Here is a 22,361-nt window from a genome sequence, read left to right as displayed (position 1 = left end):
AAGTGAGGCGAGCGGCGCTCAGGCGTCCAGGTCCACCCAGACCGGGACATGGTCCGAGGGCTTGTCGCGGCCGCGCACCTGTTTGTCGATGCCGGCGTCGGTCATCAGGTCGGCGGCCTGCGGGCTGAGCAGCAGGTGGTCGATGCGGATGCCGTTGTTGCGTTCCCACGCGCCGACCTGATAATCCCAGAAGGTGTAGAGGCCGCGCTGCGGCAGCCGGGCGCGGATCGCGTCGGTGAAGCCGAGGTTCAGCAGGCGGCGGAAGGCGGCGCGGGTATCGGGCAGATAGAGCGCGTCCTGCAGCCAGGCCTCGGGTTTCGCAGCATCTTCGGCCTGCGGGATCACGTTGTAGTCGCCAGCCAGCACCACCGGCTCCTCGGTGGCGAGAAGGGCGGCGGCGCGGGCGCGCAGGCGCTCCATCCAGGCCAGCTTGTAGTCGTATTTCGGCCCCGGGGCGGGGTTGCCGTTGGGCAGGTAGAGGCCGCACAGGCGCACTGCCCGTTTGCCGACCACGGTCGCCTCGATCCAGCGCGCCTGTTCGTCGGCCGGGTCGCCAGGCAACCCGCGCGTCACATCCTCCAGCGGCAGCTTCGACAGGATGGCGACGCCGTTGAAGCCCTTCTGGCCGTGGGTTTCGACATGGTAGCCGAGGCTTTCCAGCGGCTCGCGCGGAAAGCCCTCGTCGACCGACTTGATCTCTTGCAGCAGCGCCACGTCGGGCTGCGCTTCGGCGAGCCAGGCGGTCAGCGCGTCGATGCGGGCCTTGACGCCGTTGATGTTGAAGGTTGCGATCTTCATGCCGCCATCTAGCCGGGGCGACGCGGGGCGCACAAGATCAGATCGAGAACGAGGTGCCGCAGCCGCAGGACGAGGTGGCGTTGGGGTTCTCGATCACGAAGCGGGCGCCGATCAGCTCATCCGTGTAGTCGATCACCGCATTGGCGAGGAAGGGCAGCGACACAGAGTCCACCACCACCCGCTGGCCGTTCTTTTCGAGCACCAGATCGTCGGGCAGGGCGTCGTCAAGCTTGATGTCGTACTGGAAGCCGGAACAGCCGCCGCCCTCGACCGCGACGCGTAGCGCGCGTGCCTCGCCCACCGCCTCGGCGATCTCGGCGAGCCGGGCAAAGGCGCGATCGGTGACTTTCGGGGGCAGCGTCAGGTCCATGTGGGAAACCCATATCCATTCCGTGCCATTTCCCATATAGGCTGGCGCGACTTCCGCGACAAGGACAGCCTGACCGATGCTTGCCCCCTATGCCTGCCACCCCGAGCAAAGCCGGGGCAGGCTTTACCCGGAAAGCTACTCCACCTTCCGCTCGCCGTTCCAGCGCGACCGGGACCGGATCATCCATTCCTCGGCGTTCCGGCGGCTGAAGCACAAGACGCAGGTGTTCGTGGAGCACGAGGGCGACTATTACCGCACCCGGCTGACCCACACGATCGAGGTGGCGCAGGTGGCGCGCACCATCGCCGGGGTGTTGAACCTCAACACCGATCTGGCCGAGGCGGTGGCACTGGCGCATGATCTGGGCCACACGCCCTTTGGCCATACCGGCGAGGACGCGATGGAACTGCTGATGGCGCCCTATGGCGGGTTCGATCACAACGCGCAGGCGCTGCGCATCGTCACCAGCCTGGAACGCCACTATGCCGATTTCGACGGGCTGAACCTGACCTGGGAGACGCTGGAGGGCATCGCCAAGCACAACGGGCCGGTGCTGCCGCCCTATTCCTACGCGCTGGCCGAGGTGAACGCCGCCTACGATCTGGAACTGCATACCCATGCCAGCGCCGAGGCGCAGGTGGCCGCCGTGGCCGACGACGTGGCCTACAACCACCACGACCTGCACGACGGGCTGCGCTCGGGCCTCTTCACCGAGGCCGATCTGATGGAGCTGCCGGTCACCGGCCCGGCCTTTGCCGAGGTGGACCGGCTCTATCCGGGGCTGGAGAAGATGCGGCGGCGGCACGAGGCGCTGCGGCGGGTGTTCGGCGAGATGGTGGAGGATGTGATCGCGGTGGCCCAGCAGCGGCTGGAGGCGGCGCAACCGCAAAGCCCGGAAGACATCCGCCTGATGGGCACCGCCATCATCCGGTTTTCCAAGCGGCTCTATCAGGATCTCAAGGCGATCCGCTCGTTCCTTTACCACCGCATGTACCGCGCGCCCTCGGTGATGCTGGAACGGGCGAAGGTGACGCGGGTGGTCAACGATCTCTTTCCGCTGTTCCTGACCCACCCCGACCTGCTGCCCGCCGAGTGGCAGGCGGATGTGGGGCGCGCAGGCGATCAGACCCGCCTCGCCCGCGTGGTGGCGGATTACGTGGCGGGGATGACCGATCGCTTTGCCTTGCAGGAACATCTGCGGCTGGTCGGGCCGACCGGCTAGACCGCGCGCCGTTGACCTTGCACCGCGCCGTGATAAACCCCTTCGGGATCAAGGACGGGACGCAATGAACCTTTTCAACGATATCCGGGCGCTGGTGATCTGCAGCCTTGAGGCGATGGTGGCCGAAGGCGCGCTGCCCGCCGGGCTCGACTACACCGCCGTCGCGGTGGAACCGCCGCGCGACGCCGCGCATGGCGACATGGCGACCAATGCCGCGATGGTGCTGGCGAAACCCGCCGGGATGCCGCCCCGCGCGATTGCCGAGGCGCTTGCGGCACGGCTTGCCGCCGACCCGCGCATCACGCTGGCCGAACCGGCGGGGCCGGGCTTCCTGAACCTGCGGCTGGCGCCGGTGCTGTGGCAGGGGCTGGTGGCGCAGGTCATCGGCGCGGGCGCCGACTATGGCCGGTCCGAACTGGGGCAGGGGCTCAAGGTCAACGTCGAGTTCGTCTCGGCCAACCCGACCGGGCCGATGCATGTGGGCCATGTGCGCGGCGCGGTGTTCGGCGATGCGCTGGCGCGACTGCTGGCGTTCTCGGGCCATGCGGTGACGCGGGAATACTACATCAACGATGGCGGCGCGCAGGTCGATGTGCTGGCGCGGTCAGCCTATGAGCGCTACCGCGAGGCAAACGGCCTGTCGCCGGAAATCCGCGAGGGGCTTTATCCGGGCGACTACCTGATCCCGGTCGGCGAGGCGCTGAAACAGAAATACGGCACCAGCCTGCTCGACAAGCCCGAGGCCGACTGGCTGGCCGATCTGCGCGAATTCTCCACCCAGGCGATGATGGCGATGATCCGCGAGGATCTGGCGCTGCTGGGCGTGCATATGGATGTCTATTCCAGCGAAAAGGCGCTTTACGGCACCGGCAAGATCGAGGCGGCGCTGGCCGAACTGGAACGGCAGGGCCTGATCTACAAGGGCGTGCTGGAACCGCCGAAGGGCAAGACCCCCGAGGATTGGGAACCGCGCGAACAGTTGCTGTTCCGGTCCACCGCGCATGGCGACGACGTGGATCGCCCGGTGCAGAAATCCGATGGCTCGTGGACCTATTTCGCGCCCGACATCGCCTATCACTACGACAAGGTGCAGCGCGGGTTCGATGTCCTGATCGACATTCTGGGCGCCGACCACGGCGGCTATGTCAAGCGGATGAAGGCGGTGGTGGCGGCGCTGTCGGGCGGGCGGGTGCCGCTCGACGTCAAGCTGATCCAGTTGGTGAAGCTTTTCAAGAACGGTGAGCCGTTCAAGATGAGCAAGCGCGCGGGCACCTTCGTGACGCTGCGTGACGTGGTGGAACAGGCCGGGACGGACGTGACCCGCTTTGTCATGCTGACGCGCAAGAACGACGCGGCGCTGGATTTCGACTTCGCGAAGGTGCTGGAACAGTCGAAGGACAACCCGGTCTTCTACGTCCAATACGCCCATGCGCGCGTCTGTTCCGTGCTGCGCCGCGCCACCGAGGCGGGCATCGCCTGCGACGACGCCACCCTTGCCGCGGCCGATCTGGCGCGGTTGAACCACCCGGCCGAACTGGACCTGGCGCGCAAGATCGCCGAATGGCCGCGCCTGGTCCAGATCGCGGCGCGCGGCCATGAACCGCACCGCGTGGCCTTCTACCTTTACGAATTGGCGGGCGATCTGCACGGCCACTGGAACCGCGGCAACGACGACAGCTCGCTTCGCTTCGTGCAAGAGGGCGAGATTGAGACATCACAGGCGAAAATCGCCCTGGCAAGAGCCGTGGCGGTTGTCATTTCCGCCGGTCTTGGTATCCTTGGCGTGACACCGGTCGAAGAAATGCGCTGACCAAGGCGCGCCGCCGGTTCACGAGCAGGTCACCACGGGCGGAACAACCGTCCGGGCAGCGAGGCAGAACATGGCGGAAGCGAACTTCGAGGATTTCGGAGACGCTGCGCCCGCGTTGCATGCGGGGCAGACACAGCGGCTGATCAACCTCGTCGGCGGGGCGACCTCGGTTGCGCTGATCCTCGGACTGGCGGTCTGGGGTTATCGGCTGGCGGTGCGCGACGTGAACGGCATCCCGGTGATCCACGCGATGGAAGGCCCGATGCGGATGGCGCCCGACGACCCCGGCGGGCAGATCGCCGACAACCTGGGCCTGACGGTCAACCACGTTGCGGCCGATGCCCTGGGTCAGACGCCAAGCGACAATCTGGTGCTGGCCCCGCGCCCCGTCACGCTGAGCCCGCAGGACGTCGCGCCCAACGCCCGCGTGGCCGCCGCGCCAGTGGCTGCTCCTGCGGCTCCCGTTGCGCCCGCGCCAATGGCCGCGCCAGCACTACTGGCCGCGCCCGCGCCACAGGCCGCGCCCGCGCCACTCCCCGCCGCCGCACCGGCGGCAGTTCCGGCGCCAACCGGCGCTGCGGAGACCTCTGCCAGCATGGCCGCCCCGGCCCCTGCGCCCGCCGTCCCGGCGCCCGTGGTCGCCGTTTCCGCGCCCGTCCACGGTGCGCCGATGACCTCGCCCCGCCCGATGTCGCGGCCAAAGACACCTGCGGCCCAGCCCGCAGCCGCCACCGCAGTCGCGACCACCGCCGCCACCGCGCTGGCCCCCAAGCCTACCGCCACCGCGGCGCCGTCCAAACCCGCCGCCGCTACGCCGCCCAAGGCGAACGCCGCGCCGCCGCCCAAGCCCACCGCTGCCGCGGCACCCAAGGCCCCCGCCAAAGCCCCGCCCGTGCCCGAGTCCGTCGATCCGGCGACGATCGTGGCGGGAACCCGGCTGGTGCAGCTTGGCGCCTTCGACTCGCCCGATGTGGCGGCCTCGTCCTGGGCGCTGCTGCAGGCGCGTTTTGGCGACCTTCTGGTCGACAAGTCGCGGGTGGTGCAGAAGGCGACCAGCGGCGGGCGCGACTTCTACCGGCTGCGCGCCTATGGTTTCAAGGACGATGCCGAGGCGCGCCGGTTCTGCGCCGCGCTCGACGCCGCCAACGCGCCCTGCGTGCCGGTTCTCGTGCGCTGATGGCGCCGGGGGCGACGATCCTGGGCTGTCTCGGGCCCACCCTCGCGCCCGACGAGGCGGCGTTCTTTCGCGCCGCCGATCCCTGGGGCTTCATCCTGTTCGCCCGCAACGTGGAGGCGCCCGATCAGCTTCGCCGCCTGACCGCCGACCTGCGCGCCACCGTTGGGCGCGACGCGCCGATCCTGGTCGATCAGGAGGGCGGCCGGGTGCAGCGCCTGCGCGCGCCGCACTGGCGCGAATGGCTGCCCCCGCTGGAACAGATGGCGCGGGGCGGGGCGCGGGCGATGCGGCTGCGCTATCGCCTGATCGCCGCGGAACTGCGCGCGGTGGGGATCGACGCGAACTGCGCGCCCACGCTCGACATTGCCACCGCCGCCACCCATCCGTTCCTGCGCAACCGCTGCTATGGCACGACGCTGGCGACGGTGGTGCAGGCCGGCCGCGCGGTCGCCGACGGCTTGCTGGCCGGGGGCGTGCTGCCGGTGATGAAGCATATGCCGGGCCACGGCCGGGCTGCGGGTGACACCCACCACGACCTGCCGACGGTGGCCACCGACCTTGAAACGCTGGACGCCAGCGACTTTGCCGCCTTCCGTGCGCTGAACGACCTGCCGATGGCGATGACCGCGCATCTCGTGTTTTCCGCGCTTGACCCCACCGCGCCCGCCACGCTGTCGGCCCCGATGATCCACCTGATCCGCGAGCGGATCGGCTTTTCCGGCCTCCTGATGACCGACGATCTGTCGATGCAGGCGCTGTCGGGCTCGCTGGCGGATCGGGCCGCCGGTTCGGTCGCGGCAGGCTGCGATATCGTGCTGCACTGCAACGGCAAACCCCGCGAGATGGCGGAGGTCGTCGCGGCGTCTGGTCACCTGACCCCCGAGGGTGTCGCGCGGGCCGAGGCCGCGCTGGCCGCGCGCCACGCACCCGATGCGGTTGACTTGGGCGCGCTCGCGGCCGAGTTTGAGGCGGTGATGGGCGCAGGGCGATGACGGACACCGGCTGGGACGACACGCAGGGCACCACCGTCGCGGCGCGGCTCGCGGCCGAGGCGCTGATTGTCGATGTTGACGGCTACGAGGGGCCGCTGGACCTGCTTCTGACGCTGTCGCGCACGCAGAAGGTCGATCTGCGCCGCATCTCGGTGCTGCAACTGGCCGAGCAATACCTGGCCTTCGTCGATCAGGCCAAGGCGCTGCGGATCGAACTGGCGGCCGATTATCTGGTGATGGCGGCCTGGCTCGCCTACCTCAAATCGCGGCTTTTGCTGCCGCCCGACCCGACCGACCAGGGGCCGAGCGCCGAAGACCTTGCCGCGCATCTGGCGTTCCAACTCGAACGCCTGCAAGCGATGCGCGAGGCGGCGGCGCGGCTGATGGCGCGCGACCAGAAGGGGCGCGACTTCTTTGCGCGCGGGTTGCCTGAGGATGTGCTGCGCCTGCGCCGCACGGTCTGGACGGCCTCGCTGCTGGACCTGATGCAGGCCTATGCCCGCATCCGCACGAAAGACGATTTCCGCCCCTACGCGATGGACCGCCAGAACCTTTACACGATGGAACAGGCGCTGGAGCGGATGCGCGGGCTGATCGGCTATGCGGGCGACTGGACCGATCTGGTCAGCTACCTGCCGGAGGGCTGGGAGACCGATCCCCGTCGCCGCCGATCCGCCACGGCGGCCCATTTCGCGGCCTCGCTGGAACTGGTCAAGAGCGGCCAGGTCGAGATGCGCCAGGGCGAGCCTTTCGCGCCGATCCAGATAAGGCGGAGGCCCGACGCATGACCGACGAGGCCGAACGCAGCCTGTTCGCCGCGCCCGTGATGGCCGAGCAGGAGCGGATGGTGGAGGCGATCCTGTTCGCCACCGCCGAGCCGGTAACGGTGGCCGAACTGGCGGCGCGACTGCCGCTGGGTTGCGACCCGGCCGAGGCGCTGGTGCATCTGCGTCGCCGCTACGAGGGGCGCGGGGTCCAGGTGGCGAAGGCCGGCGACGGCTGGGCCTTCCGCACTGCGCCCGATCTGGGCCATCTGATGCAGAAGGAAACCGTCGAGACCCGCAAGCTCAGCCGCGCCGCGATCGAGACGCTGGCGATCATCGCCTACCACCAGCCCTGCACCCGCGCCGAGATCGAAGAGATCAGGGGCGTCGCGGTCAGCCGCGGCACCGTGGACCAGTTGCTGGAGATGGAGTGGATCCGCTTTGGCCGCCGCCGCATGACGCCCGGCCGCCCGATCACCTTCGTGGTGACAGAGGCGTTCCTTGATCACTTCGGGCTGGAATCCGCGCGCGATCTGCCGGGTCTGAAGGAGTTGCGCGCGGCCGGGCTTTTGGACAACCGCGCTCTGCCGGGCGGCCTGACCGGCGCCGACCCCGACGAGGGCGAGGACGTCGCCGGGCAAAGCGAACTGTTCGAGGACTGAAAGGGATCGCGATGAATCTGAACGCGCTGATCAACATGCTGCTGCGGATGGTGTTCCGCTCCGCGCTCGATGCCGGGATGAAGACCGGGACGGGCCGCAACGCCGACCCCGGCCGCCCGCTGACGCCCGACGAGCGGGTGAAGGCACAGCAGGGCAAGCAGGCGGCCAGGCGCGCGCGTCAGGCGATGCAGATCATGCGCCGCATCGGGCGCTGATCGCTACTTCGCGAAGGTTGCGCCGAAGGCCGTCTTTTGCAGCGTCAGGATCACGGCGGGCACCGCATCCAGCGCGAAGGTCGTGCTGCCGTCGGCATAGCCGGTATCGGTGCTGAAATGCCAGTCGACGGTGACGTAGCCGCCGGTCGGCTGCGGCACCGTATCCATCGACAGCGCCGTCATCTGCTCTTTCACCGCCGCCGTCAGTTGCGCGATCTCGTCCGGCGTCGCGGGGCGCGAGTCGCTTTTCGTCCCGTCCGGCCCGTCGATCTCAAGCTCGGCATTGCCATCGGAAATCGACAGGAACTGCGCCTTGACCGGGTCTTCGTCGGGGCTGTTCCAGAGGTAGACGCCGATGCTCATCGCGGTATTGGCAAGGGCGGGCGCGGCCATCGGGGCAGCGAGAAGGGCGGTCACAAGGAACACGAAGGCGCGGTGCATGATTCGATCCAACCCGGAATGTCGGCGCCATGTAGGGACGCGATGCCCGCGCCGCGCAAGGGGCACCCCCTAGACCGCACGAAAATGTTTCGACAGCTTCAGCCCCTGGCCCTGATAGTTCGAGGCGATCCCCGCGCCGTAAAGCGTCTCGGGCACCGCCGCCATCCGTTCATAGACCAGCCGCCCGACGATCTGGCCGTGTTCCAGCACGAAGGGCGCCTCGTGGCAGCGCACCTCCAGCACCCCGCGTGACCCGGCGCCTCCGGCCTCGGCCCAGCCGAAGCCGGGGTCGAAGAAGCCCGCGTAATGGACCCGGAACTCGCCCACCATCGCCAGATAGGGCGCCATCTCGGCGGCGTGGTCGGGCGGGATCGTCACCGCCTCGCGGCTGACCAGGATGTAGAACGCGCCGGGGTCGAGGATGATGCGGCCCTCGGCGGTGCGCACTTCCTCCCAGAACTCGGCGGGGTCGTAGTAGCCGATGCGGTCGAGGTCGATCACCCCGGTATGCGGCTTGGCGCGGTAGCCCACCAGCGTGCCCGCGGCGGGGCGCAGATCGACCGAGAAGCCCAGCCCATCCGAGATCACCGCTTCGCCCGACACCAGCCCGACGCGGGCGTGCAGCGCGCCCAGCGCGGCATCGCTCAGTACGGCCTGACCCTGCCGCAGGCGAAGCTGGTTCAGCCGCATCCCCGGCCGCACCAGCACCGAGAAACTGCGCGGGCAGATCTCGGCGTAAAGCGGGCCGGCATAGCCCGCCGGGATGCGGTCGAACTCGGCCCCGCCATCGGTGATGGTGCGGGTCAGCAGGTCCAGCCGCCCGGTCGAGCTTTTCGCGTTGGCCAGCGCCTGAATGCCATCGGGCAGGGCCAGCCGTTCCATCAGCGGCACGACGTAGACGCAACCCTTTTCCAGCACCGCGCCGCCCTCGAGGCTGACCCGGTGCATCTCGAATTCCGCAATCCGCTCGGCCACCGTGCGCCCCGCGCCCGCAAGGAACGAGGCCCGCACGCGATAGGCGACGTCGCCCAGCCGCAGATCGAGGCTGGCGGGCTGCACCTGCGCCGCAGTCACAGGCGGATCGGCGGTGATGGCGCCCGCGGCGATCAGGGCGGTCAGCATCTGTGCGGGCAGAACGCCCGTGCCGGATGTGCCGCTCATGCCGCTGTCCCCTTGCCGCGATGTGATGGAAACGGAACCGCCCGCCTCCGGACGGAAGCGGGCGGTGCCATTTTGGTCGGGCCGGTGAGATTCGAACTCACGACCTTCCGCCCCCCAGACGGACGCGCTAACCAGGCTGCGCTACGGCCCGACGGCGACGATACATAGCGACTTTCCGGACGGGGGCAAGGGACAATTCGCATCGGAAAACCGAACCCTTAGCGGGCGCCGCGGCGGTTCGCCTCGGCCATGCGATCGCGCAGATCCCGAAGCCGGGCATAGATCCGGGCAAGCTCGGCCGCCCGTTGCGGCGCGGTGCCGGGATCAACGGCGCGGATCTGCTCCACCAGCGCCGCGCGGTCCTGAGGATCGACGGGGAAGGGTGCTGGCGGGGCGGTTTCGGGCTCTGGCAGCGGCTCTGCCGGGGCGACGACCTCGGCGGCGGCGGGGTCCACGACCGCGTGGTCCATGACCGGCGGCGGCGCGGCGCGGGGCGGCGCGACGGGGACGAAGGGCAGTTCGGGCTCCGCCACCGGCGCGTCGGCGGCCGTGTCCTCGGGCTCCGTATCGTCCATCCCGAGGTCGTCAAAGAGGTTTTCGGTCTCGCTCGCGTCGGCGTCCTCGACGATCACGCCCGGCGACGACAGCCCGGCGACATAGCGGATTCCCTGTTCGCGCAACATGCGCTGCACGCCGCGGATGGTGAGGCCGTCGTCGTGCAGCAGCTTCTTGATGCCGCCCAGCAGGGCCACGTCGGACGGCCGGTAATAGCGCCGCCCGCCCGCCCGCTTCACCGGCCGGATCTGCGGAAACCGGCTTTCCCAGAACCGCAGCACATGGGCCGGCGTTTCAAGCGAGTCGGAAACTTCGCTGATGGTGCGGAAGGCGTCGGGCGACTTTTCCATCCGCGCGCCGCCCCTCAGCCGCCGTTGCCGCTGGCCACACGATCCTTCATCAGGTGCGAGGGCCGGAACGTCAGGACGCGACGGGGATGGATCGGCACTTCGTCGCCGGTTTTCGGGTTGCGCCCGACGCGGGCGGCCTTGTCGCGCACCGAGAAGGTGCCGAACGACGAGATTTTCACCGTCTCGCCCGCCGCGAGTGCGTCCGAGACATGCAGCAGAACGCTTTCCACCAGTTGGGCGGATTCGTTTCGTGACAGGCCGACCTCGCGGAATACCGCCTCGCTCAGGTCCATGCGCGTCAGCGTCTTGTCGCCCATAGCGTCCCCCCGTTTTCACGGGAGTGTGTGGCACAAGATTTTCCGAGTCAATATCAATGACTTGGGGCAGGGGGTTCAGATCGCTCTTACCAGCGCAAAACGACCGAGCCCCAGGCCAGTCCGCCGCCGATCGCCTCGGTGACCAAGAGATCGCCCGGCTTGATCTGGCCACGCTGCTTGCCGACCGACAGCGCAAGGGGAATCGATGCCGCCGAGGTGTTGCCGTGGTCCTGCACCGTCAGCACGACATGGTCCATGCCCAGGTGCATTTTCTGCGCCGTCGCCTTGATGATGCGCAGGTTCGCCTGATGCGGCACGATCCAGTCCACGTCGGCGCTGGTCAGCCCGACCTTGGCCAGCGCGGTGTGGGCGGTTTCGGCCAGTTTTTCGACCGCATGGCGGAACACTTCCTTGCCGTGCATCCGCAGATGGCCGGTGTTCTGCGTCGCCACGCCGCCGTCGACGTAAAGGATGTCGCGGTAGCGGCCATCAGAATGCAGGTCGGTGGACAGGATGCCACGGTCGGCATTGGTGCCGGTGCCTTCGGCCGCCTCGACGATCAGCGCGCCCGCGCCATCGCCGAACAGCACGCAGGTGGAGCGGTCGGTCCAGTCCATGATGCGGCTGAAGGTCTCGGCGCCGATCACCATCACGCGGCTGGCCTGCCCGGACAGGATCAGCGCATTGGCGTTGGCCAGCCCGAACACGAAGCCAGCGCAGACCGCCTGCACATCGAAGGCAAAGCCGCGCGTCATGCCGATGGCGTCCTGCACCATCGTGGCGGCGGAGGGAAAGGTGAGGTCGGCGGTGGAGGTCGCGACGATGATCGCGTCAAGGTCGTTGGGCTGCATCCCCGCATCGGCCAGCGCCGCGCGGGCGGCGCGGGCGGCCATGTCGGAGGTGGTCTGCCCCGCGGCCGCGAAATGCCGGCGCTCGATCCCCGAGCGCGAGCGGATCCACTCGTCGCTGGTTTCCAGCGAAGCCTCGAATTCGGAATTCAACACGACGCGGTCAGGCAGATAATGCCCGACGCCCTTCACTACGGCGCGTATCGTCATTCCGGTTTACCGATCCTCTCCGCGCTCGCGGGCGCATCCTGCCGCGCCGGACCGGCCAAGGCAACCCGCGCCGCGAGCCGTTCCTGAAAGCCCGATTTCGCCAACTGGAAGGCCAGCTTCATCGCCGCCGAAATGCCGGTGGCATCGGCCGCGCCATGCGATTTCACCACGATGCCGTTCAGCCCGAGGAACACGCCGCCGTTCACCCGGCGCGGGTCGATGCGCTTTTGCAGCCGCCTGAGCGAGGTGATCGCCAGCAGCGCCGCGATTCGGCTGAGCGGGGTGGCCGCGAAGGCTTCCTTGAGGAAGTCGCCGATCAGCTTGGCGGTGCCCTCGCCGGTCTTCAGTGCGATGTTGCCGGTAAAGCCGTCGGTGACGATCACATCGACCCGATCCGATGGCAGATCGCCGCCCTCGACGTAGCCGACATAATCGAAGGCACCCGCCTCGGCGGCGCCGGCGATCAACTCGCCGGCCACCTTCATTTCGGGGCGGCCCTTGTGTTCCTCGGTGCCGACATTCAGCAGACCGACGCGCGGCCGCGCCAGATGCAGGCCATTGCGCGCATAGGACGCGCCCATCAGCGCGTATTGGCGCAGATCCTCGGCGTCGGCCTTCACATCGGCGCCGACATCCAGCATCAGGTTGAAGCCGCCGGGATTGCGCGAGGGCCACAGGCAGGCGATCGCCGGGCGGTTCACGCCGGGGATCTTGCGCAGCCGGATCATCGACAGCGCCATCAGCGCGCCGGTGTTGCCGCAGGACACCGCCACCGTCGCCTCGCCCTTGCGCACGCTCTCGATCGCCGACCACATCGAGGTGCCTTCGCCGTTGCGCATCACATGGCTGGGCTTTTCATGCATCGTCACCACGCGCGGCGCGTGGCGCACCTCGCAGCGGCCCGCCAAGGCGCGCCGCCGCCCGATCAGGCGGTTCAGCACCGCCTCATCCCCATGCACGATGAAATAGATGTCGGGGTTCTTGGTAGCCGACTGTTCAATGCCGGCGATCACGGTCGCAGGGCCCCGGTCGCCACCCATCGCATCGACGGAGATGACGATGCGGGACGAGGCGACCTTGGCTGGCTCGGGTGCGTTGGGCATCTGACAAGACGCGCCGGGCGCGGCTCTTATGCCGCGTCGTCGTCCAGACCCGCGTCGATGACCGAAGCCACCACTTCGCGCGCGGCATAGTGACCGCAGGAGGGGCAGACGTGGTGCGGGCGCTTCAGCTCACCGCAGTTCGGGCATTCCGCCGGGTTGGCGGCAACAAGTGAGTCATGCGCGCGGCGCATGTCACGGCGGGAACGGGTAACGCGGTTCTGCGGGACAGCCATGTCTCGACCTCGGTCTCTTGGGGGCGAAGCCCCTTGCTTTTATCTCAAGGTCGAAACGGTTCTGCCCGCAGGCCGCAACGTCGTCAACCCAACATGTAAACGAGGCGCGGAACATACTGCGTTTGCGCCCGCGCGCAAGTGCTTTTCTCTGCGGCCCGTCAGCCGCCCTCCTCGGGCTTGGCCAGACGGTCGCGCAGCGCGCCGAGCCCGGCGAAGGGGCGCACCTTTTCATCGGTCAGCGGCTCCGCGCCCGGCGCGGTCGCCTGCAACGCGCCCAGTTCGGCCCCCGGCGCCCGCGGGTAGAGCGGCAGCGCCAGCGCCAGCGCCTCGGCCAGCACCTCGGCGAGGTCGATCACCGCGGGCAGCGGTTCGGCGCTGTCGTCCTCGGGCATCTCGACCTCGTCGCCCTCGGGTTCGGGCATCTCGGCCAGGTAGCGGCGCAGCACGGGCGCGTCGATCCGGGTCGTCACCGGGGCCAGCGTGATCCCGCAGGGCTGCACCGCGGTGGCGCGCAACCGCGCCTCCAGCACCACGTCATGGCGCCCGGCGGGGCGGAACTCGCCCTCCAGCGTCACGGCGCGCAGGGACTGCGCCCCGACCAGCGGCGCCAGCGCGGCAAGCTGGGCGGCGTCCGGCGCCCAGTTGAAGCGATGCGGTTTGCGCGTCGGCAGGTCGGTCACGCGATAGGGCAGCGAAACGGGAAGATCGGTCATCATGTCACCTTTCCGGTGAAAGCGCGGGTCCGGGCCCGCAGGACGCCCGCGTTCCTTCCTTGAACCGGCGCCGTTCCTTCTGTAAGTCGGATAAGCGGCTGCGGGCAGCGAGGCAAGAGGGCGGAATGGGCAAGGTCATCAACCTGGTGCGCGTCACTGTGGCGGGCCTCTTGCTGGCCGCGCTTGCCGCCTGCGCCGCGACCTATATGGATCATGGCTATGTGCCGGCCGATGACGAGTTGGCGCTGGTGCATGTCGGCGACAGCCGCGACGCCGTCACTAAGGCGATCGGCCGCCCCTCGATGGAAGGCATGGTGAAGGCAGACGCCTGGTACTATGTGCAAAGCCGCTGGCGCCTGTACGGCCCGATCAAGCCGAAAGAGGTCAACCGTCAGGTTGTCGCGGTTTCCTTCACGCCCGCGGGCAAGGTCGCCAACATCGAGCGCTTCGGCCTCGAACGCGGCGAGGTGGTGGTGATCTCGCAGCGCGTCACGACCTCGACCGTGAAGGGCATCGGGCTGTTGCAGCAACTGTTTACCGATCTCGGCCGGTTCAATCCGGGCCAATTCCTCCAAAAGACCAACTGACGCCCGACGGCTGGCCTTGGTGTCGTGGTCCCGACACACGATTCGTGCTATCTTTTCCCTCACGTGCGGCGCCCGTTCAGCCAGCGGGCCCGGCGACGGAGGACAGGCATGCTGGCGCTTCGCAAGGGTCGTTACATCGCGCGTTTCGCCGAAGGGGCGGAGGATGTGCTGAAGGCGCAGCGGCTGCGCTACCTCAGCTTCATCGAGAACCGCGGCGCCGCCGCCCGCGCGGGCGGGCTGGATGCCGACGCTTTCGACACGGTCTGCCGCCATGTGCTGGTGGAAGAGGCGAAAACCGGCACCTTGGTGTGCTGCTTCCGGCTGCTTCCCTTGCGCGGCGGCGCCGAGATCGGGCGCAGCTATTCGGCGCAGTACTACAACCTTTCGGCGCTGCAATCCTTCGACGGCCCGATGGTCGAGATGGGGCGATTCTGCATCCACCCGGCTTGGCGCGACCCCGATATCCTGCGCGTTGCCTGGGGCGCGATGACCCGCTTTGTCGATGAGGCCGGGGTCGAGATGCTGTTCGGCTGCTCGTCCTTCGAGGGCACCGAGGCCGAGGCCTACCTTGACGCCTTCGCGATGCTGAAGGAACGCCACCTGGCGCCGAAACGCTGGCTGCCGCGGGTGAAGGCGCCCAACGTGTTCCGCTTTGCCCGCGTGCTGCGGCTGAAGAAACCCGATGCCAGGCGCGCCATGCTGGCGATGCCGCCACTTCTGCGCACCTATCTGGTGATGGGGGGCTGGGTCTCGGACCACGCCGTGGTGGACCGCGACCTGAACACGCTCCATGTTTTCACCGGGCTGGAAATCCGCGCGATCCCGCCCGCGCGGGCGCGGTTGCTGCGCGGCGCGGCCGGGTAGATTTTCGCCGAAGTTTCGCGCTGCCGTTGACCTTTCGCCAGCCGCCGGTTAGCTCGCGGGCATGGCAAACGCACCCCTTCTGCAACTCTCGGGAATATCGCTCGGCTTCGGCGGCAACCCGGTTTTCGACGCGCTCGACCTGGTCGTGCATCCGGGCGACCGGGTCGCGCTGGTCGGCCGCAACGGCTCCGGCAAATCGACCCTGCTGAAGGTGATGGCCGGTCTGGTGGAGCCCGACGCGGGCCTGCGCATCCTGCCGCCCGGCACCCGCGTGGGCTACATGGAGCAGGATCCCGACCTGTCGGGCTTTGCCACGCTGGGCGATTATGCCGCCAGCGAGCTTGAGGCCGATGAGGGCTACCGGGTGCCGATGGTGGCCGAGGGGCTGGATTTTTCGCCCGATCAGCCGGTCGCCACCGCCTCGGGTGGCGAAAGGCGGCGGGCGGCGCTGGCCAAGCTGCTGGCCGAGGCACCCGACCTGATGCTGCTGGACGAGCCGACCAACCACCTCGACATCACCGCGATCCGCTGGCTGGAGGCGGAACTGTCGGCCACCCGCACCGCCTTCGTGCTGATCAGCCACGACCGCGCCTTCCTGCGCACGCTCAGCCGCGCGACACTCTGGATCGACCGCGGGCAAGTGCGGCGGCGCGAGTCGGGCTTCGAGGGCTTCGAGGAGTGGCGCGACACGATCTGGGCCGAGGAGGACGAGGCCCGCCACAAGCTCGATCGCAAGATCAAGGCCGAGGCGCGGTGGGCGGTGGAGGGCATCAGTGCGCGGCGCAAGCGCAATCAGGGCCGGGTGCGCGCGCTGGCCGCGCTGCGGGACGAACGCTCGTCGCAGATCCGCCGTCAGGGCACCGCCGCGCTGGAACTGGAGTCGGGCGCGCAGTCGGGCAAGCTGGTGGTCGAGGTGAAGGGGCTGATGAAAGCCTTCGGCGCCAAGCCGATCGTCACCGATTTCTCGTTGCGCGTGCTGCGCGGCGACCGGGTCGCCTTTGTCGGGCCGAACGGGGTGGGCAAGACGACCTTGCTGCGGATGCTGACCGGCGAGGTCGCGCCCGATGCGGGCAGCGTGAAGCTGGGCACCAACCTTGAAATCGCCGTCTTCGACCAGTCCCGCGCCCAGCTCGACCTGGATGCGAGCCTGTGGGACAACATGACCAACGACCCGCAGATGCGGGTGTCGGGGCAGTCCGATCAGGTCATGGTGCGCGGCGTGCCGCGGCATGTCGTCGGCTACCTCAAGGATTTCCTCTTTGACGAAAACCAGATGCGCGCGCCGGTGCGCTCGCTGTCGGGGGGGGAAAAGGCGCGGCTGCTGCTGGCTCGGCTGATGGCGCGCGAATCGAACCTGCTGATCCTCGACGAGCCGACCAACGATCTTGACGTCGAAACCCTCGATCTGTTGCAGGACATCCTGGGCGACTATGACGGCACCGTGCTGCTGGTCAGCCATGACCGCGATTTCATCGACCGCGTCGCCTCGACCACCATCGCGATGGAGGGCGACGGGCGCGCCACCGTCTATGCGGGCGGCTGGAGCGATTATCAGGCGCAGCGGGCGCAGGCCGTGACGGCGCCGGAACCCGCGCCGCGCGCCAAGGCCGCCGAAGCGAAGCCGGTGGCGGCGGCAAGGCCCGCGGGCGGCAAGCTCAGCTTTGCCGAGCGGCACCGGCTGGCGGCCCTGCCCGGCGTGATCGAAAAGATCGAGGCCGAGATCGTGCGGCTGGGTGCCGCGATGGAATCGCCGGGCCTGTTCGAGAAAGAGCCGGTGAAGTTCCGCAAGACCGCCGAGGCGCTGGCCGACCGGCAAAAGGCGCTCGCCGCCGCCGAGGCGGAGTGGATGACGCTGGAAGAGAAGGCCGCGGGCTGATCAGCCCGCCGTCGGGTGCAGCACCGGGCGGTAGCCATTGCGCAGCGCCGTCACGGTCGGGCGCGGCGTCAGCACGGTGACGATGGCACGCAGCGGCCGGGGCAGGGCGGCGCCATAGCCCGCAGGCGCATAAGGCATCAGCCGGTCCTCGCCGAGCAAAAGCGGTGCCGTGACGCCGGGCAGGCGCAGGAAGGTGCCCGCTGGCAGATCGTCAAGCGGCGCGGCAAAGGTGATCTGCGCGCGCCCCCGCGTTACCCGCGCGGCGTGAAGTGCCAGGTCGATCGCGGGCGCCGCAAGCGGGGTCGGCGCGACGGCCGCGCGGAAGCGCAGGTAATCCGCGCGGCGGCACTCGGCGCAGGGGCGGTGCCCGGCGGCCAGCGCCACCGCCTCGTCGAGAAAGAACAGCTCGGTATAGCGGTGCGGCGCCATGATCGGGCGGCGGCGGCCCTTGAACGCCAGCACGCAGGTCACCCAATGCGGATGCCGCCAGCGCGTCGGCCCCAACCGGCCCGCGTCATCGTGCAGGCAGCCCCGGTTGCCCATGAACATCCCGCGCGCCGGGTCGGCGAGGATCTGCCCCTCGGGTGTGACGCGGTTCGGATGGGGCATGGCTCCTCGGGTCAAGGCCGCTTCGGCCATGTTTGACGGACCGATGAAGAGGTGTAAACTCGCCCGATATTCAAGCGGAAGGTCTTTTCATGCGGGAACTTCGCTGCGTCAATTTCTACGGCCATAACGATCCGCTTGTCGTCGGACTTCCGGCGGGCGTGGCCCCCTTCGGCGATCTGACCAACGAGGCCAAGCGGATCGTGCATCGCAGCATGCTGCATGTGATTTCGCGCGATCGGGTTGGCGGCCTCTACACGCCGGGCGGCTATGATCTGGGGCCGTTCTCGACCCCGAAAGCCGTTTACGACCTGCACTGGGTCTATGACTTCAACTCGGCGCTGAACCCCAGCACGGCGCGCACCGTTGCCGCCGGCATCTACGACACCATCGTCGGCGACAGCCAGCGGTGGGCCAAGGCGGTCGACAAGCCCGCGCCCGATCTGGTGTTCCTGATCACCGGATACAGTGCCGGTGGCGTCACGGCGCTGACCTTCGGCCAGTTGCTGAAGACCAACCGGCAGGAGGCGATGTACATCGGCCTGTCCGATCCCGCCTTCCAGCGCGGCGAAAGCGACAGCCTGATGCAGGCCGCCGGGGTCTCGGCGAAGTACATGAAGAATTACTACCAGACGCTGGAAAATGATCCTGCGGTGACCGAGATTCACGACGCGGTGGCGGGGTTCGCCAACTTCAACCTCGACGGCGAGGTTGACAAGGACGACCCCCACACCAGCGCCGTGAAGAAGGGCAACGACAAGATGTACTGGGACATCGTCTATTGCGTGAACGGCTTCAAACCCTGACTCCGGGGCCCCATCACCGCATCCGGAGCGCGCCGTCAAGCCGGATCACCTCGCCGTTCAGATAGTCCGCACCCAGGATGAAACGCACCAGGTCGGCGAATTCCTCGGGGCGGCCGAGGCGCTTGGGGAAAGTCACGTCAGCGGCCAGCCCGGCCTGCACGTCGGCGGGCAGCCCTTCCAGCATCGGCGTCAGGAACACGCCGGGCGCGATGGCGCAGACGCGGATGCCAAGCCCCGCCAGATCGCGCGCCAGCGGCAGCGTCATGCCCGCGATCCCGGCCTTCGAGGCGGCATAGGCGGCCTGCCCCTTCTGGCCGTCGAAGGCGGCGACCGAGGCGGTGTTGACGATCACGCCGCGCCCTTCACCGGCGTTCTTCGCCATCTCGGCGCTGACCAGCCGGACGCAGTTGAAGCTGCCCACCAGGTTGATGTCGATCACCCGGCGGAAGCTGGCCAGCGCGTGCGGCCCCTCGCGCCCCACCGTGCGCTCGCCGATGACGATGCCGGCGCAATTGACCAGCGCCGTGACGCGGCCCATCGCCGCGACCGCCGCAGCGATTCCCTCGGCAACCGAGCCTTCGTGGGTCACGTCGACCTCGGCGAAATGCGCCCCGATCTCGGCGGCGAAGGCCGGGCCGCGCGTGGCATCACGGTCGAACAGCGTGACCGCCGCCCCCGCCGCCCGCAGGCCGCGCGCGGTCGCGGCCCCAAGGCCCGAGGCACCACCCGTGACAATGGCGGCGATGTCCTTGATCTGCATGGCGCTCCTCCTGATCCCTGCGCAGGGTGGCGCAGGGCGGCGCGGCTGTCCATCCGGTCCCTGCTGAATCCTTCGGCGGTTTTTCGCCCGCGTCGGCAAGGATCAGCGCACAACATTTCGTGTAAAGTCGTGTGCTTAACCTGCCCCCTGAATGCGCCTACCTGTAGCCCACGCCGGGTCCGGGTGGCCCGGTCGGCAAGGCCACAAAAAGGCCATACAGGAGATACGGAATGAAACTCATCACGCTTGTCGCACTGGCGACCACGGCTGTCACGGGCTTCGCGCTGCCCGCGCTCGCCGGTTCCTTGCAGCAACCCGTCGCCGAGGCTCCCGTGGCAGCGCCCGCCCCGGCGGCCCCGGTGCAGATGGCCAGCGGCGACTGGACCGGCGGCTACGTCGGCCTTGGGCTGGGCTATGACCACGCCGGCACCACGCCGGACATCGGTTCGGGCTCGAGCGGGCTTGGCAGCATCTTCGGCGGCTACAACTACGACTTCGGCCGGTTCGTGCTCGGCGGTGAACTGAGTGCCAACAAGGCCCACGCGAACTGGGGCGCCGACACGGTGAAATCGACCTATGACGCCAAGCTGCGCGGCGGCATCGACCTTGGCAAGACGCTGGTCTACGCCACGGTCGGTGGCGAACATGCCGATGGCGTGCATGGCGTCGGCACCCTGGTGGGCGCGGGCATCGACTACAAGCTGACCGACCGGATCATCCTGGGCGGCGAGGCTGACTACACCAAGTTCAACAACGCCGACAACGCGGGCACCGACCTCAAGAACACCACGCTGACCGCGCGCGTCGCCTTCAAGTTCTGATCCGGCCAGCGGGGCGGCTGCGGTCGCCCCGTCCCGGCTTGTGGCGCCGACCTTTGCCAACGCTCACGAAACGGTAATCCTTTTCGGCGAGAACAGTGGTGGCGGCGCCGGAAATGCGGTAATCACATCCATGTGATGGGGCGGCGTCAAGGCTGCCCCATAGATGTGGAGATCGCACCGAACATGAAAACACTGATCAGAATTGTCGCCTCTGTGGGGCTGCTGGCGGCCTGCGCCTCCGGTTTTTCCACCAATTACGCGCAATCGGTCGATCCCGCGGTGTCGAAAGGCTGGCGGCTTGCCGCGGTCAACGTGCAGGTTCCCGACAGTCTGACCATCTCGGAAAGCAACGTGCTGGTGCCCGAGGCCGATATCGTCTGGCAGGAAGACCCTCCGGGTGACCGCCGCGCCCAGGTGGCCGCGATCATGTCTGCGGCCGTTGCCGCCGGGGCCAGCGCCCTGCAAGGCCACGAACCTGTCAACATCGTCATCGTCATGCAACGTTTCCACGCACTGACGCCCGCCGCCGAGGCGCTGCAGATGGATAACGTGGGCGTCCTCAACGTCGATTTCACGATCTCGGTTGTCGATGCCGCCAGCGGCAAGGTGCTGGTGCCCGCGCAATCGGTCATGGCCGCGCTGCCCGGCCTGACCGGCCAGGCGGCGATCGCCGCGCGTCAGCAGGGCCAGACCCAGAAGACCGCGATCGAGGCGCATGTGCGCGCCGTGGTCGCGGGCTGGCTGGGCGTCGGCCCCGACGTGCGCGGCAGCTTCGAGCGGATCGGGGCCTGACGCGGCTCACGGCATCCGGCTGTCCGCGAAGGCGGCCAGCCGGGTCAGCGCCTCCTCGATCAGCTCATCGCCGATGGTCAGCGCCAGCCGCAGGTGCCCGGCCGAGGCGTCGCCAAAGCTCTCGCCCGGCATCACTGCGATCTTCTCGGCATCGAGCAGGGCGTTGGCGAAGGCGTTGCCGCTCATCCCCGTCGCGCGGATGTCGAGCATCAGGTACATCGCGCCCGAGGACGGGATCACCCGGATCGCGTTCGAGCCCGCCAGCACCCGCATCGCGATGTCGCGGCGGCGCCGGAACGGCGCGGCGATCTGCCGCTCGAAGCTTTCGCCCAGGTTCAGCGCGAACAGGGCGGCATCCTGGATATAGGCGGGCACGCCGTAGGTCGTGTTGGTGGCCAGGTTGGTGATCGCCTCCGCGACCTCTTCGGGCGCCACCACCCAACCCAGCCGCGAGCCGGTCATGGCGTGGCTTTTCGACATCGAGCCCAGCACGATGGTGCGATCCGCCATGCCGGGCAGGGCGCGCGGGCTGAAATGCTCGCCCTGCCAGACCTGCGTATCGTAGACCTCGTCCGAGATCAGCCAGAGGTCGGCCGCCACCGCCGCCCGCGCGATTCCGTCCAGCGTGGCACGGTCGTAGACGACTCCGGTGGGGTTGTTGGGCGTGTTCACCAGCAGCGTCTTCGCCCCTTCGGCGCGGGCCAGAATATCCGCCTCCTGTGGCAGGAAGCTTTGATCCGACGTGGTCGGCACCCGCCGCGCGTGCGCGCCGGTGGCGCGGATCGTGCCGGGATAGGTGGCGTAGAACGGATCGCAGTGCAGCCCGGTATCGCCCGCGTCGAGCAAAGCCATATGGGTCGAGAACATCGCCGACTGCCCGCCGGGCGTCACCACGACGTTGCGCCAGGTGGTCGGCACCCCGGTGCGGGCCTGCACCCGTGCCGCGATCGCCTCGCGTAGCGCCGGCTTGCCGGGACCGAAGGCATAGCCGGTGTTGCCCGCCATCGCGCTGGCGTGCATCGCCTGCAGGATCGCGGGATCGGTGCGGATGTCATGCTCGCCGATCGTCAGGGTCAGCACTCGTTCACCCGCGGCCTGCATGTCGCGCGTGCGATAGTAGATTTCCCAGCCGTCCGAGCCGCCGCCGGTGATGTGGCCGTTCCGGTTCGCGATGCGCATAATACCCTCCGTCGATTGCCGCGCGACGTGGCCACGAAAGCGCCGCCAGCGCAAGCGATGGCGCGACCTGCCGCGGCTTGGCAGCGACCACGACACCCGCTAGGATGCGCGCCATGAAGGCAAACGGCA

General features: G+C 68.6%; 26 protein-coding genes and 1 tRNA gene. 13 read left to right on the top strand and 14 right to left on the bottom strand.

The features are described from left to right. Nucleotides 1-18 precede the first annotated feature (18 nt). Nucleotides 19-798, bottom strand: coding sequence for an exodeoxyribonuclease III (xth, locus tag AC11WY_RS08495; protein WP_482924421.1), 780 nt, complete (start codon nt 796-798; stop codon nt 19-21). Between the two features lie 37 nt (nt 799-835). Next, entirely contained in the window at nt 836-1,168 is a 333-nt protein-coding gene (erpA, locus tag AC11WY_RS08490; RefSeq protein ID WP_482924419.1) for an iron-sulfur cluster insertion protein ErpA, read from the bottom strand. 76 nt (nt 1,169-1,244) lie between these two features. On the opposite strand from erpA, the gene AC11WY_RS08485 reads away from it, so the two are divergent. The 7 genes from AC11WY_RS08485 (at nt 1,245) to AC11WY_RS08455 (ending at nt 8,010) form a co-directional block, all read left to right on the top strand. Next, nucleotides 1,245-2,390 (top strand): deoxyguanosinetriphosphate triphosphohydrolase, encoded by a 1,146-nt coding sequence (locus AC11WY_RS08485; protein ID WP_482924417.1) that lies wholly within the window; start codon nt 1,245-1,247, stop codon nt 2,388-2,390. A gap of 64 nt (nt 2,391-2,454) precedes the next feature. Beyond that, nucleotides 2,455-4,200 carry an arginine--tRNA ligase gene (gene argS, locus AC11WY_RS08480; RefSeq protein ID WP_482924415.1) on the top strand — a complete coding sequence of 582 codons (1,746 nt, stop codon included), beginning with the start codon at nt 2,455-2,457 and terminating at the stop codon, nt 4,198-4,200. A 70-nt stretch (nt 4,201-4,270) separates the two neighbouring features. Beyond that, nucleotides 4,271-5,377 carry an SPOR domain-containing protein gene (locus AC11WY_RS08475; protein ID WP_482924413.1) on the top strand — a complete coding sequence of 369 codons (1,107 nt, stop codon included), beginning with the start codon at nt 4,271-4,273 and terminating at the stop codon, nt 5,375-5,377. Then, nucleotides 5,377-6,369, top strand: coding sequence for a glycoside hydrolase family 3 N-terminal domain-containing protein (locus AC11WY_RS08470; RefSeq protein WP_482924411.1), 993 nt, complete (start codon nt 5,377-5,379; stop codon nt 6,367-6,369). The genes AC11WY_RS08475 and AC11WY_RS08470 overlap by 1 nt, the downstream gene beginning before the upstream one ends. After that, nucleotides 6,366-7,157 carry a segregation and condensation protein A gene (locus AC11WY_RS08465; RefSeq protein WP_482924409.1) on the top strand — a complete coding sequence of 264 codons (792 nt, stop codon included), beginning with the start codon at nt 6,366-6,368 and terminating at the stop codon, nt 7,155-7,157. The genes AC11WY_RS08470 and AC11WY_RS08465 overlap by 4 nt, the downstream gene beginning before the upstream one ends. Then, a complete protein-coding gene (gene scpB / locus AC11WY_RS08460; protein WP_482924407.1) occupies nt 7,154-7,795 on the top strand; it encodes an SMC-Scp complex subunit ScpB in 642 nt (213 codons plus the stop codon). The genes AC11WY_RS08465 and scpB overlap by 4 nt, the downstream gene beginning before the upstream one ends. Nucleotides 7,796-7,806: 11 nt before the next feature. Continuing rightward, nucleotides 7,807-8,010, top strand: a complete 204-nt coding sequence (locus AC11WY_RS08455) for a hypothetical protein (protein WP_482924406.1) — start codon at nt 7,807-7,809, stop codon at nt 8,008-8,010. Nucleotides 8,011-8,013: 3 nt separating this feature from the next. On the opposite strand, the gene AC11WY_RS08450 is transcribed toward AC11WY_RS08455, so the two are convergent. The 9 genes from AC11WY_RS08450 to AC11WY_RS08410 form a co-directional block, all read right to left on the bottom strand. Next, nucleotides 8,014-8,451, bottom strand: a complete 438-nt coding sequence (locus AC11WY_RS08450; protein ID WP_482924404.1) for a hypothetical protein — start codon at nt 8,449-8,451, stop codon at nt 8,014-8,016. Nucleotides 8,452-8,520: 69 nt separating this feature from the next. Further along, nucleotides 8,521-9,612 (bottom strand): 2'-deoxycytidine 5'-triphosphate deaminase, encoded by a 1,092-nt coding sequence (locus tag AC11WY_RS08445; protein ID WP_482924402.1) that lies wholly within the window; start codon nt 9,610-9,612, stop codon nt 8,521-8,523. 73 nt (nt 9,613-9,685) lie between these two features. Beyond that, a tRNA-Pro gene (locus tag AC11WY_RS08440) sits at nt 9,686-9,763 on the bottom strand. Between the two features lie 67 nt (nt 9,764-9,830). Further along, the gene (locus AC11WY_RS08435) at nt 9,831-10,517 is read right to left on the bottom strand and encodes a MerR family transcriptional regulator (protein WP_482924400.1); all 687 of its coding nucleotides are present in this window, start codon (nt 10,515-10,517) and stop codon (nt 9,831-9,833) included. Between the two features lie 14 nt (nt 10,518-10,531). Then, nucleotides 10,532-10,834 carry an integration host factor subunit alpha gene (ihfA, locus tag AC11WY_RS08430; RefSeq protein WP_482924399.1) on the bottom strand — a complete coding sequence of 101 codons (303 nt, stop codon included), beginning with the start codon at nt 10,832-10,834 and terminating at the stop codon, nt 10,532-10,534. Nucleotides 10,835-10,920: 86 nt separating this feature from the next. Beyond that, on the bottom strand, nt 10,921-11,892 hold the full coding sequence (locus AC11WY_RS08425; RefSeq protein WP_482924397.1) for a beta-ketoacyl-ACP synthase III: 972 nt from the start codon (nt 11,890-11,892) through the stop codon (nt 10,921-10,923). Continuing rightward, nucleotides 11,889-12,995, bottom strand: a complete 1,107-nt coding sequence (gene plsX, locus AC11WY_RS08420) for a phosphate acyltransferase PlsX (protein WP_482924395.1) — start codon at nt 12,993-12,995, stop codon at nt 11,889-11,891. Before plsX ends, AC11WY_RS08425 begins: the two co-directional genes overlap by 4 nt. 26 nt (nt 12,996-13,021) lie before the next feature. Continuing rightward, on the bottom strand, nt 13,022-13,228 hold the full coding sequence (gene rpmF / locus AC11WY_RS08415) for a 50S ribosomal protein L32 (RefSeq protein WP_482924393.1): 207 nt from the start codon (nt 13,226-13,228) through the stop codon (nt 13,022-13,024). A 158-nt stretch (nt 13,229-13,386) separates the two neighbouring features. After that, entirely contained in the window at nt 13,387-13,941 is a 555-nt protein-coding gene (locus AC11WY_RS08410) for a YceD family protein (RefSeq protein WP_482924391.1), read from the bottom strand. A gap of 125 nt (nt 13,942-14,066) precedes the next feature. Between AC11WY_RS08410 and AC11WY_RS08405 the strand changes: the two genes are divergently transcribed. The 3 genes from AC11WY_RS08405 to AC11WY_RS08395 all read left to right on the top strand — a co-directional run bounded on the left by AC11WY_RS08405 (nt 14,067) and on the right by AC11WY_RS08395 (nt 17,268). After that, complete coding sequence (locus tag AC11WY_RS08405; RefSeq protein WP_482924389.1) at nt 14,067-14,528, top strand: outer membrane protein assembly factor BamE; 462 nt, start codon at nt 14,067-14,069, stop codon at nt 14,526-14,528. Nucleotides 14,529-14,636: 108 nt separating this feature from the next. Then, complete coding sequence (locus AC11WY_RS08400; protein ID WP_482924388.1) at nt 14,637-15,392, top strand: GNAT family N-acetyltransferase; 756 nt, start codon at nt 14,637-14,639, stop codon at nt 15,390-15,392. Between the two features lie 61 nt (nt 15,393-15,453). Beyond that, entirely contained in the window at nt 15,454-17,268 is a 1,815-nt protein-coding gene (locus AC11WY_RS08395) for an ABC-F family ATP-binding cassette domain-containing protein (RefSeq protein WP_482924386.1), read from the top strand. Here AC11WY_RS08395 and AC11WY_RS08390 read toward each other — a convergent pair whose 3' ends face one another. Further along, the gene (locus AC11WY_RS08390) at nt 17,269-17,877 is read right to left on the bottom strand and encodes a hypothetical protein (RefSeq protein ID WP_482924384.1); all 609 of its coding nucleotides are present in this window, start codon (nt 17,875-17,877) and stop codon (nt 17,269-17,271) included. 89 nt (nt 17,878-17,966) lie between these two features. On the opposite strand from AC11WY_RS08390, the gene AC11WY_RS08385 reads away from it, so the two are divergent. After that, nucleotides 17,967-18,680, top strand: coding sequence for a hypothetical protein (locus AC11WY_RS08385; protein WP_482924382.1), 714 nt, complete (start codon nt 17,967-17,969; stop codon nt 18,678-18,680). A 13-nt stretch (nt 18,681-18,693) separates the two neighbouring features. Here the strand turns inward: AC11WY_RS08385 and AC11WY_RS08380 are convergent, their stop codons facing one another. After that, nucleotides 18,694-19,440 (bottom strand): SDR family NAD(P)-dependent oxidoreductase, encoded by a 747-nt coding sequence (locus AC11WY_RS08380; protein ID WP_482924381.1) that lies wholly within the window; start codon nt 19,438-19,440, stop codon nt 18,694-18,696. Nucleotides 19,441-19,670: 230 nt separating this feature from the next. On the opposite strand from AC11WY_RS08380, the gene AC11WY_RS08375 reads away from it, so the two are divergent. Together AC11WY_RS08375 and AC11WY_RS08370 are read left to right on the top strand one after the other, a co-directional pair. Continuing rightward, complete coding sequence (locus AC11WY_RS08375; RefSeq protein ID WP_482924379.1) at nt 19,671-20,261, top strand: outer membrane protein; 591 nt, start codon at nt 19,671-19,673, stop codon at nt 20,259-20,261. Nucleotides 20,262-20,444: 183 nt separating this feature from the next. Then, on the top strand, nt 20,445-21,053 hold the full coding sequence (locus tag AC11WY_RS08370; protein WP_482924377.1) for a DUF6778 family protein: 609 nt from the start codon (nt 20,445-20,447) through the stop codon (nt 21,051-21,053). 6 nt (nt 21,054-21,059) lie between these two features. Here AC11WY_RS08370 and AC11WY_RS08365 read toward each other — a convergent pair whose 3' ends face one another. Continuing rightward, a complete protein-coding gene (locus AC11WY_RS08365; protein WP_482924375.1) occupies nt 21,060-22,232 on the bottom strand; it encodes a pyridoxal phosphate-dependent aminotransferase in 1,173 nt (390 codons plus the stop codon). Nucleotides 22,233-22,361: the final 129 nt, after the last annotated feature.

Source organism: Solirhodobacter sp. (genome assembly GCF_964715405.1).
This window is presented reverse-complemented; position numbering and strand designations above follow the sequence as displayed.

Coding starts and splice junctions, on each gene's coding strand:
- AC11WY_RS08435 (WP_482924400.1), bottom strand. CDS start 10,517: ATGGAAAAGTCGCCCGACGCCTTCCGCACCATCAGCGAAGTTTCCGAC.
- AC11WY_RS08485 (WP_482924417.1), top strand. CDS start 1,245: ATGCTTGCCCCCTATGCCTGCCACCCCGAGCAAAGCCGGGGCAGGCTT.
- AC11WY_RS08385 (WP_482924382.1), top strand. CDS start 17,967: ATGCGGGAACTTCGCTGCGTCAATTTCTACGGCCATAACGATCCGCTT.
- AC11WY_RS08410 (WP_482924391.1), bottom strand. CDS start 13,941: ATGACCGATCTTCCCGTTTCGCTGCCCTATCGCGTGACCGACCTGCCG.
- AC11WY_RS08390 (WP_482924384.1), bottom strand. CDS start 17,877: ATGCCCCATCCGAACCGCGTCACACCCGAGGGGCAGATCCTCGCCGAC.
- AC11WY_RS08450 (WP_482924404.1), bottom strand. CDS start 8,451: ATGCACCGCGCCTTCGTGTTCCTTGTGACCGCCCTTCTCGCTGCCCCG.
- erpA (WP_482924419.1), bottom strand. CDS start 1,168: ATGGACCTGACGCTGCCCCCGAAAGTCACCGATCGCGCCTTTGCCCGG.
- AC11WY_RS08475 (WP_482924413.1), top strand. CDS start 4,271: ATGGCGGAAGCGAACTTCGAGGATTTCGGAGACGCTGCGCCCGCGTTG.
- AC11WY_RS08400 (WP_482924388.1), top strand. CDS start 14,637: ATGCTGGCGCTTCGCAAGGGTCGTTACATCGCGCGTTTCGCCGAAGGG.
- AC11WY_RS08375 (WP_482924379.1), top strand. CDS start 19,671: ATGAAACTCATCACGCTTGTCGCACTGGCGACCACGGCTGTCACGGGC.
- scpB (WP_482924407.1), top strand. CDS start 7,154: ATGACCGACGAGGCCGAACGCAGCCTGTTCGCCGCGCCCGTGATGGCC.
- AC11WY_RS08370 (WP_482924377.1), top strand. CDS start 20,445: ATGAAAACACTGATCAGAATTGTCGCCTCTGTGGGGCTGCTGGCGGCC.
- AC11WY_RS08425 (WP_482924397.1), bottom strand. CDS start 11,892: ATGACGATACGCGCCGTAGTGAAGGGCGTCGGGCATTATCTGCCTGAC.
- AC11WY_RS08470 (WP_482924411.1), top strand. CDS start 5,377: ATGGCGCCGGGGGCGACGATCCTGGGCTGTCTCGGGCCCACCCTCGCG.
- AC11WY_RS08465 (WP_482924409.1), top strand. CDS start 6,366: ATGACGGACACCGGCTGGGACGACACGCAGGGCACCACCGTCGCGGCG.
- xth (WP_482924421.1), bottom strand. CDS start 798: ATGAAGATCGCAACCTTCAACATCAACGGCGTCAAGGCCCGCATCGAC.
- AC11WY_RS08395 (WP_482924386.1), top strand. CDS start 15,454: ATGGCAAACGCACCCCTTCTGCAACTCTCGGGAATATCGCTCGGCTTC.
- AC11WY_RS08365 (WP_482924375.1), bottom strand. CDS start 22,232: ATGCGCATCGCGAACCGGAACGGCCACATCACCGGCGGCGGCTCGGAC.
- AC11WY_RS08405 (WP_482924389.1), top strand. CDS start 14,067: ATGGGCAAGGTCATCAACCTGGTGCGCGTCACTGTGGCGGGCCTCTTG.
- rpmF (WP_482924393.1), bottom strand. CDS start 13,228: ATGGCTGTCCCGCAGAACCGCGTTACCCGTTCCCGCCGTGACATGCGC.
- argS (WP_482924415.1), top strand. CDS start 2,455: ATGAACCTTTTCAACGATATCCGGGCGCTGGTGATCTGCAGCCTTGAG.
- ihfA (WP_482924399.1), bottom strand. CDS start 10,834: ATGGGCGACAAGACGCTGACGCGCATGGACCTGAGCGAGGCGGTATTC.
- AC11WY_RS08445 (WP_482924402.1), bottom strand. CDS start 9,612: ATGAGCGGCACATCCGGCACGGGCGTTCTGCCCGCACAGATGCTGACC.
- AC11WY_RS08380 (WP_482924381.1), bottom strand. CDS start 19,440: ATGCAGATCAAGGACATCGCCGCCATTGTCACGGGTGGTGCCTCGGGC.
- AC11WY_RS08455 (WP_482924406.1), top strand. CDS start 7,807: ATGAATCTGAACGCGCTGATCAACATGCTGCTGCGGATGGTGTTCCGC.
- plsX (WP_482924395.1), bottom strand. CDS start 12,995: ATGCCCAACGCACCCGAGCCAGCCAAGGTCGCCTCGTCCCGCATCGTC.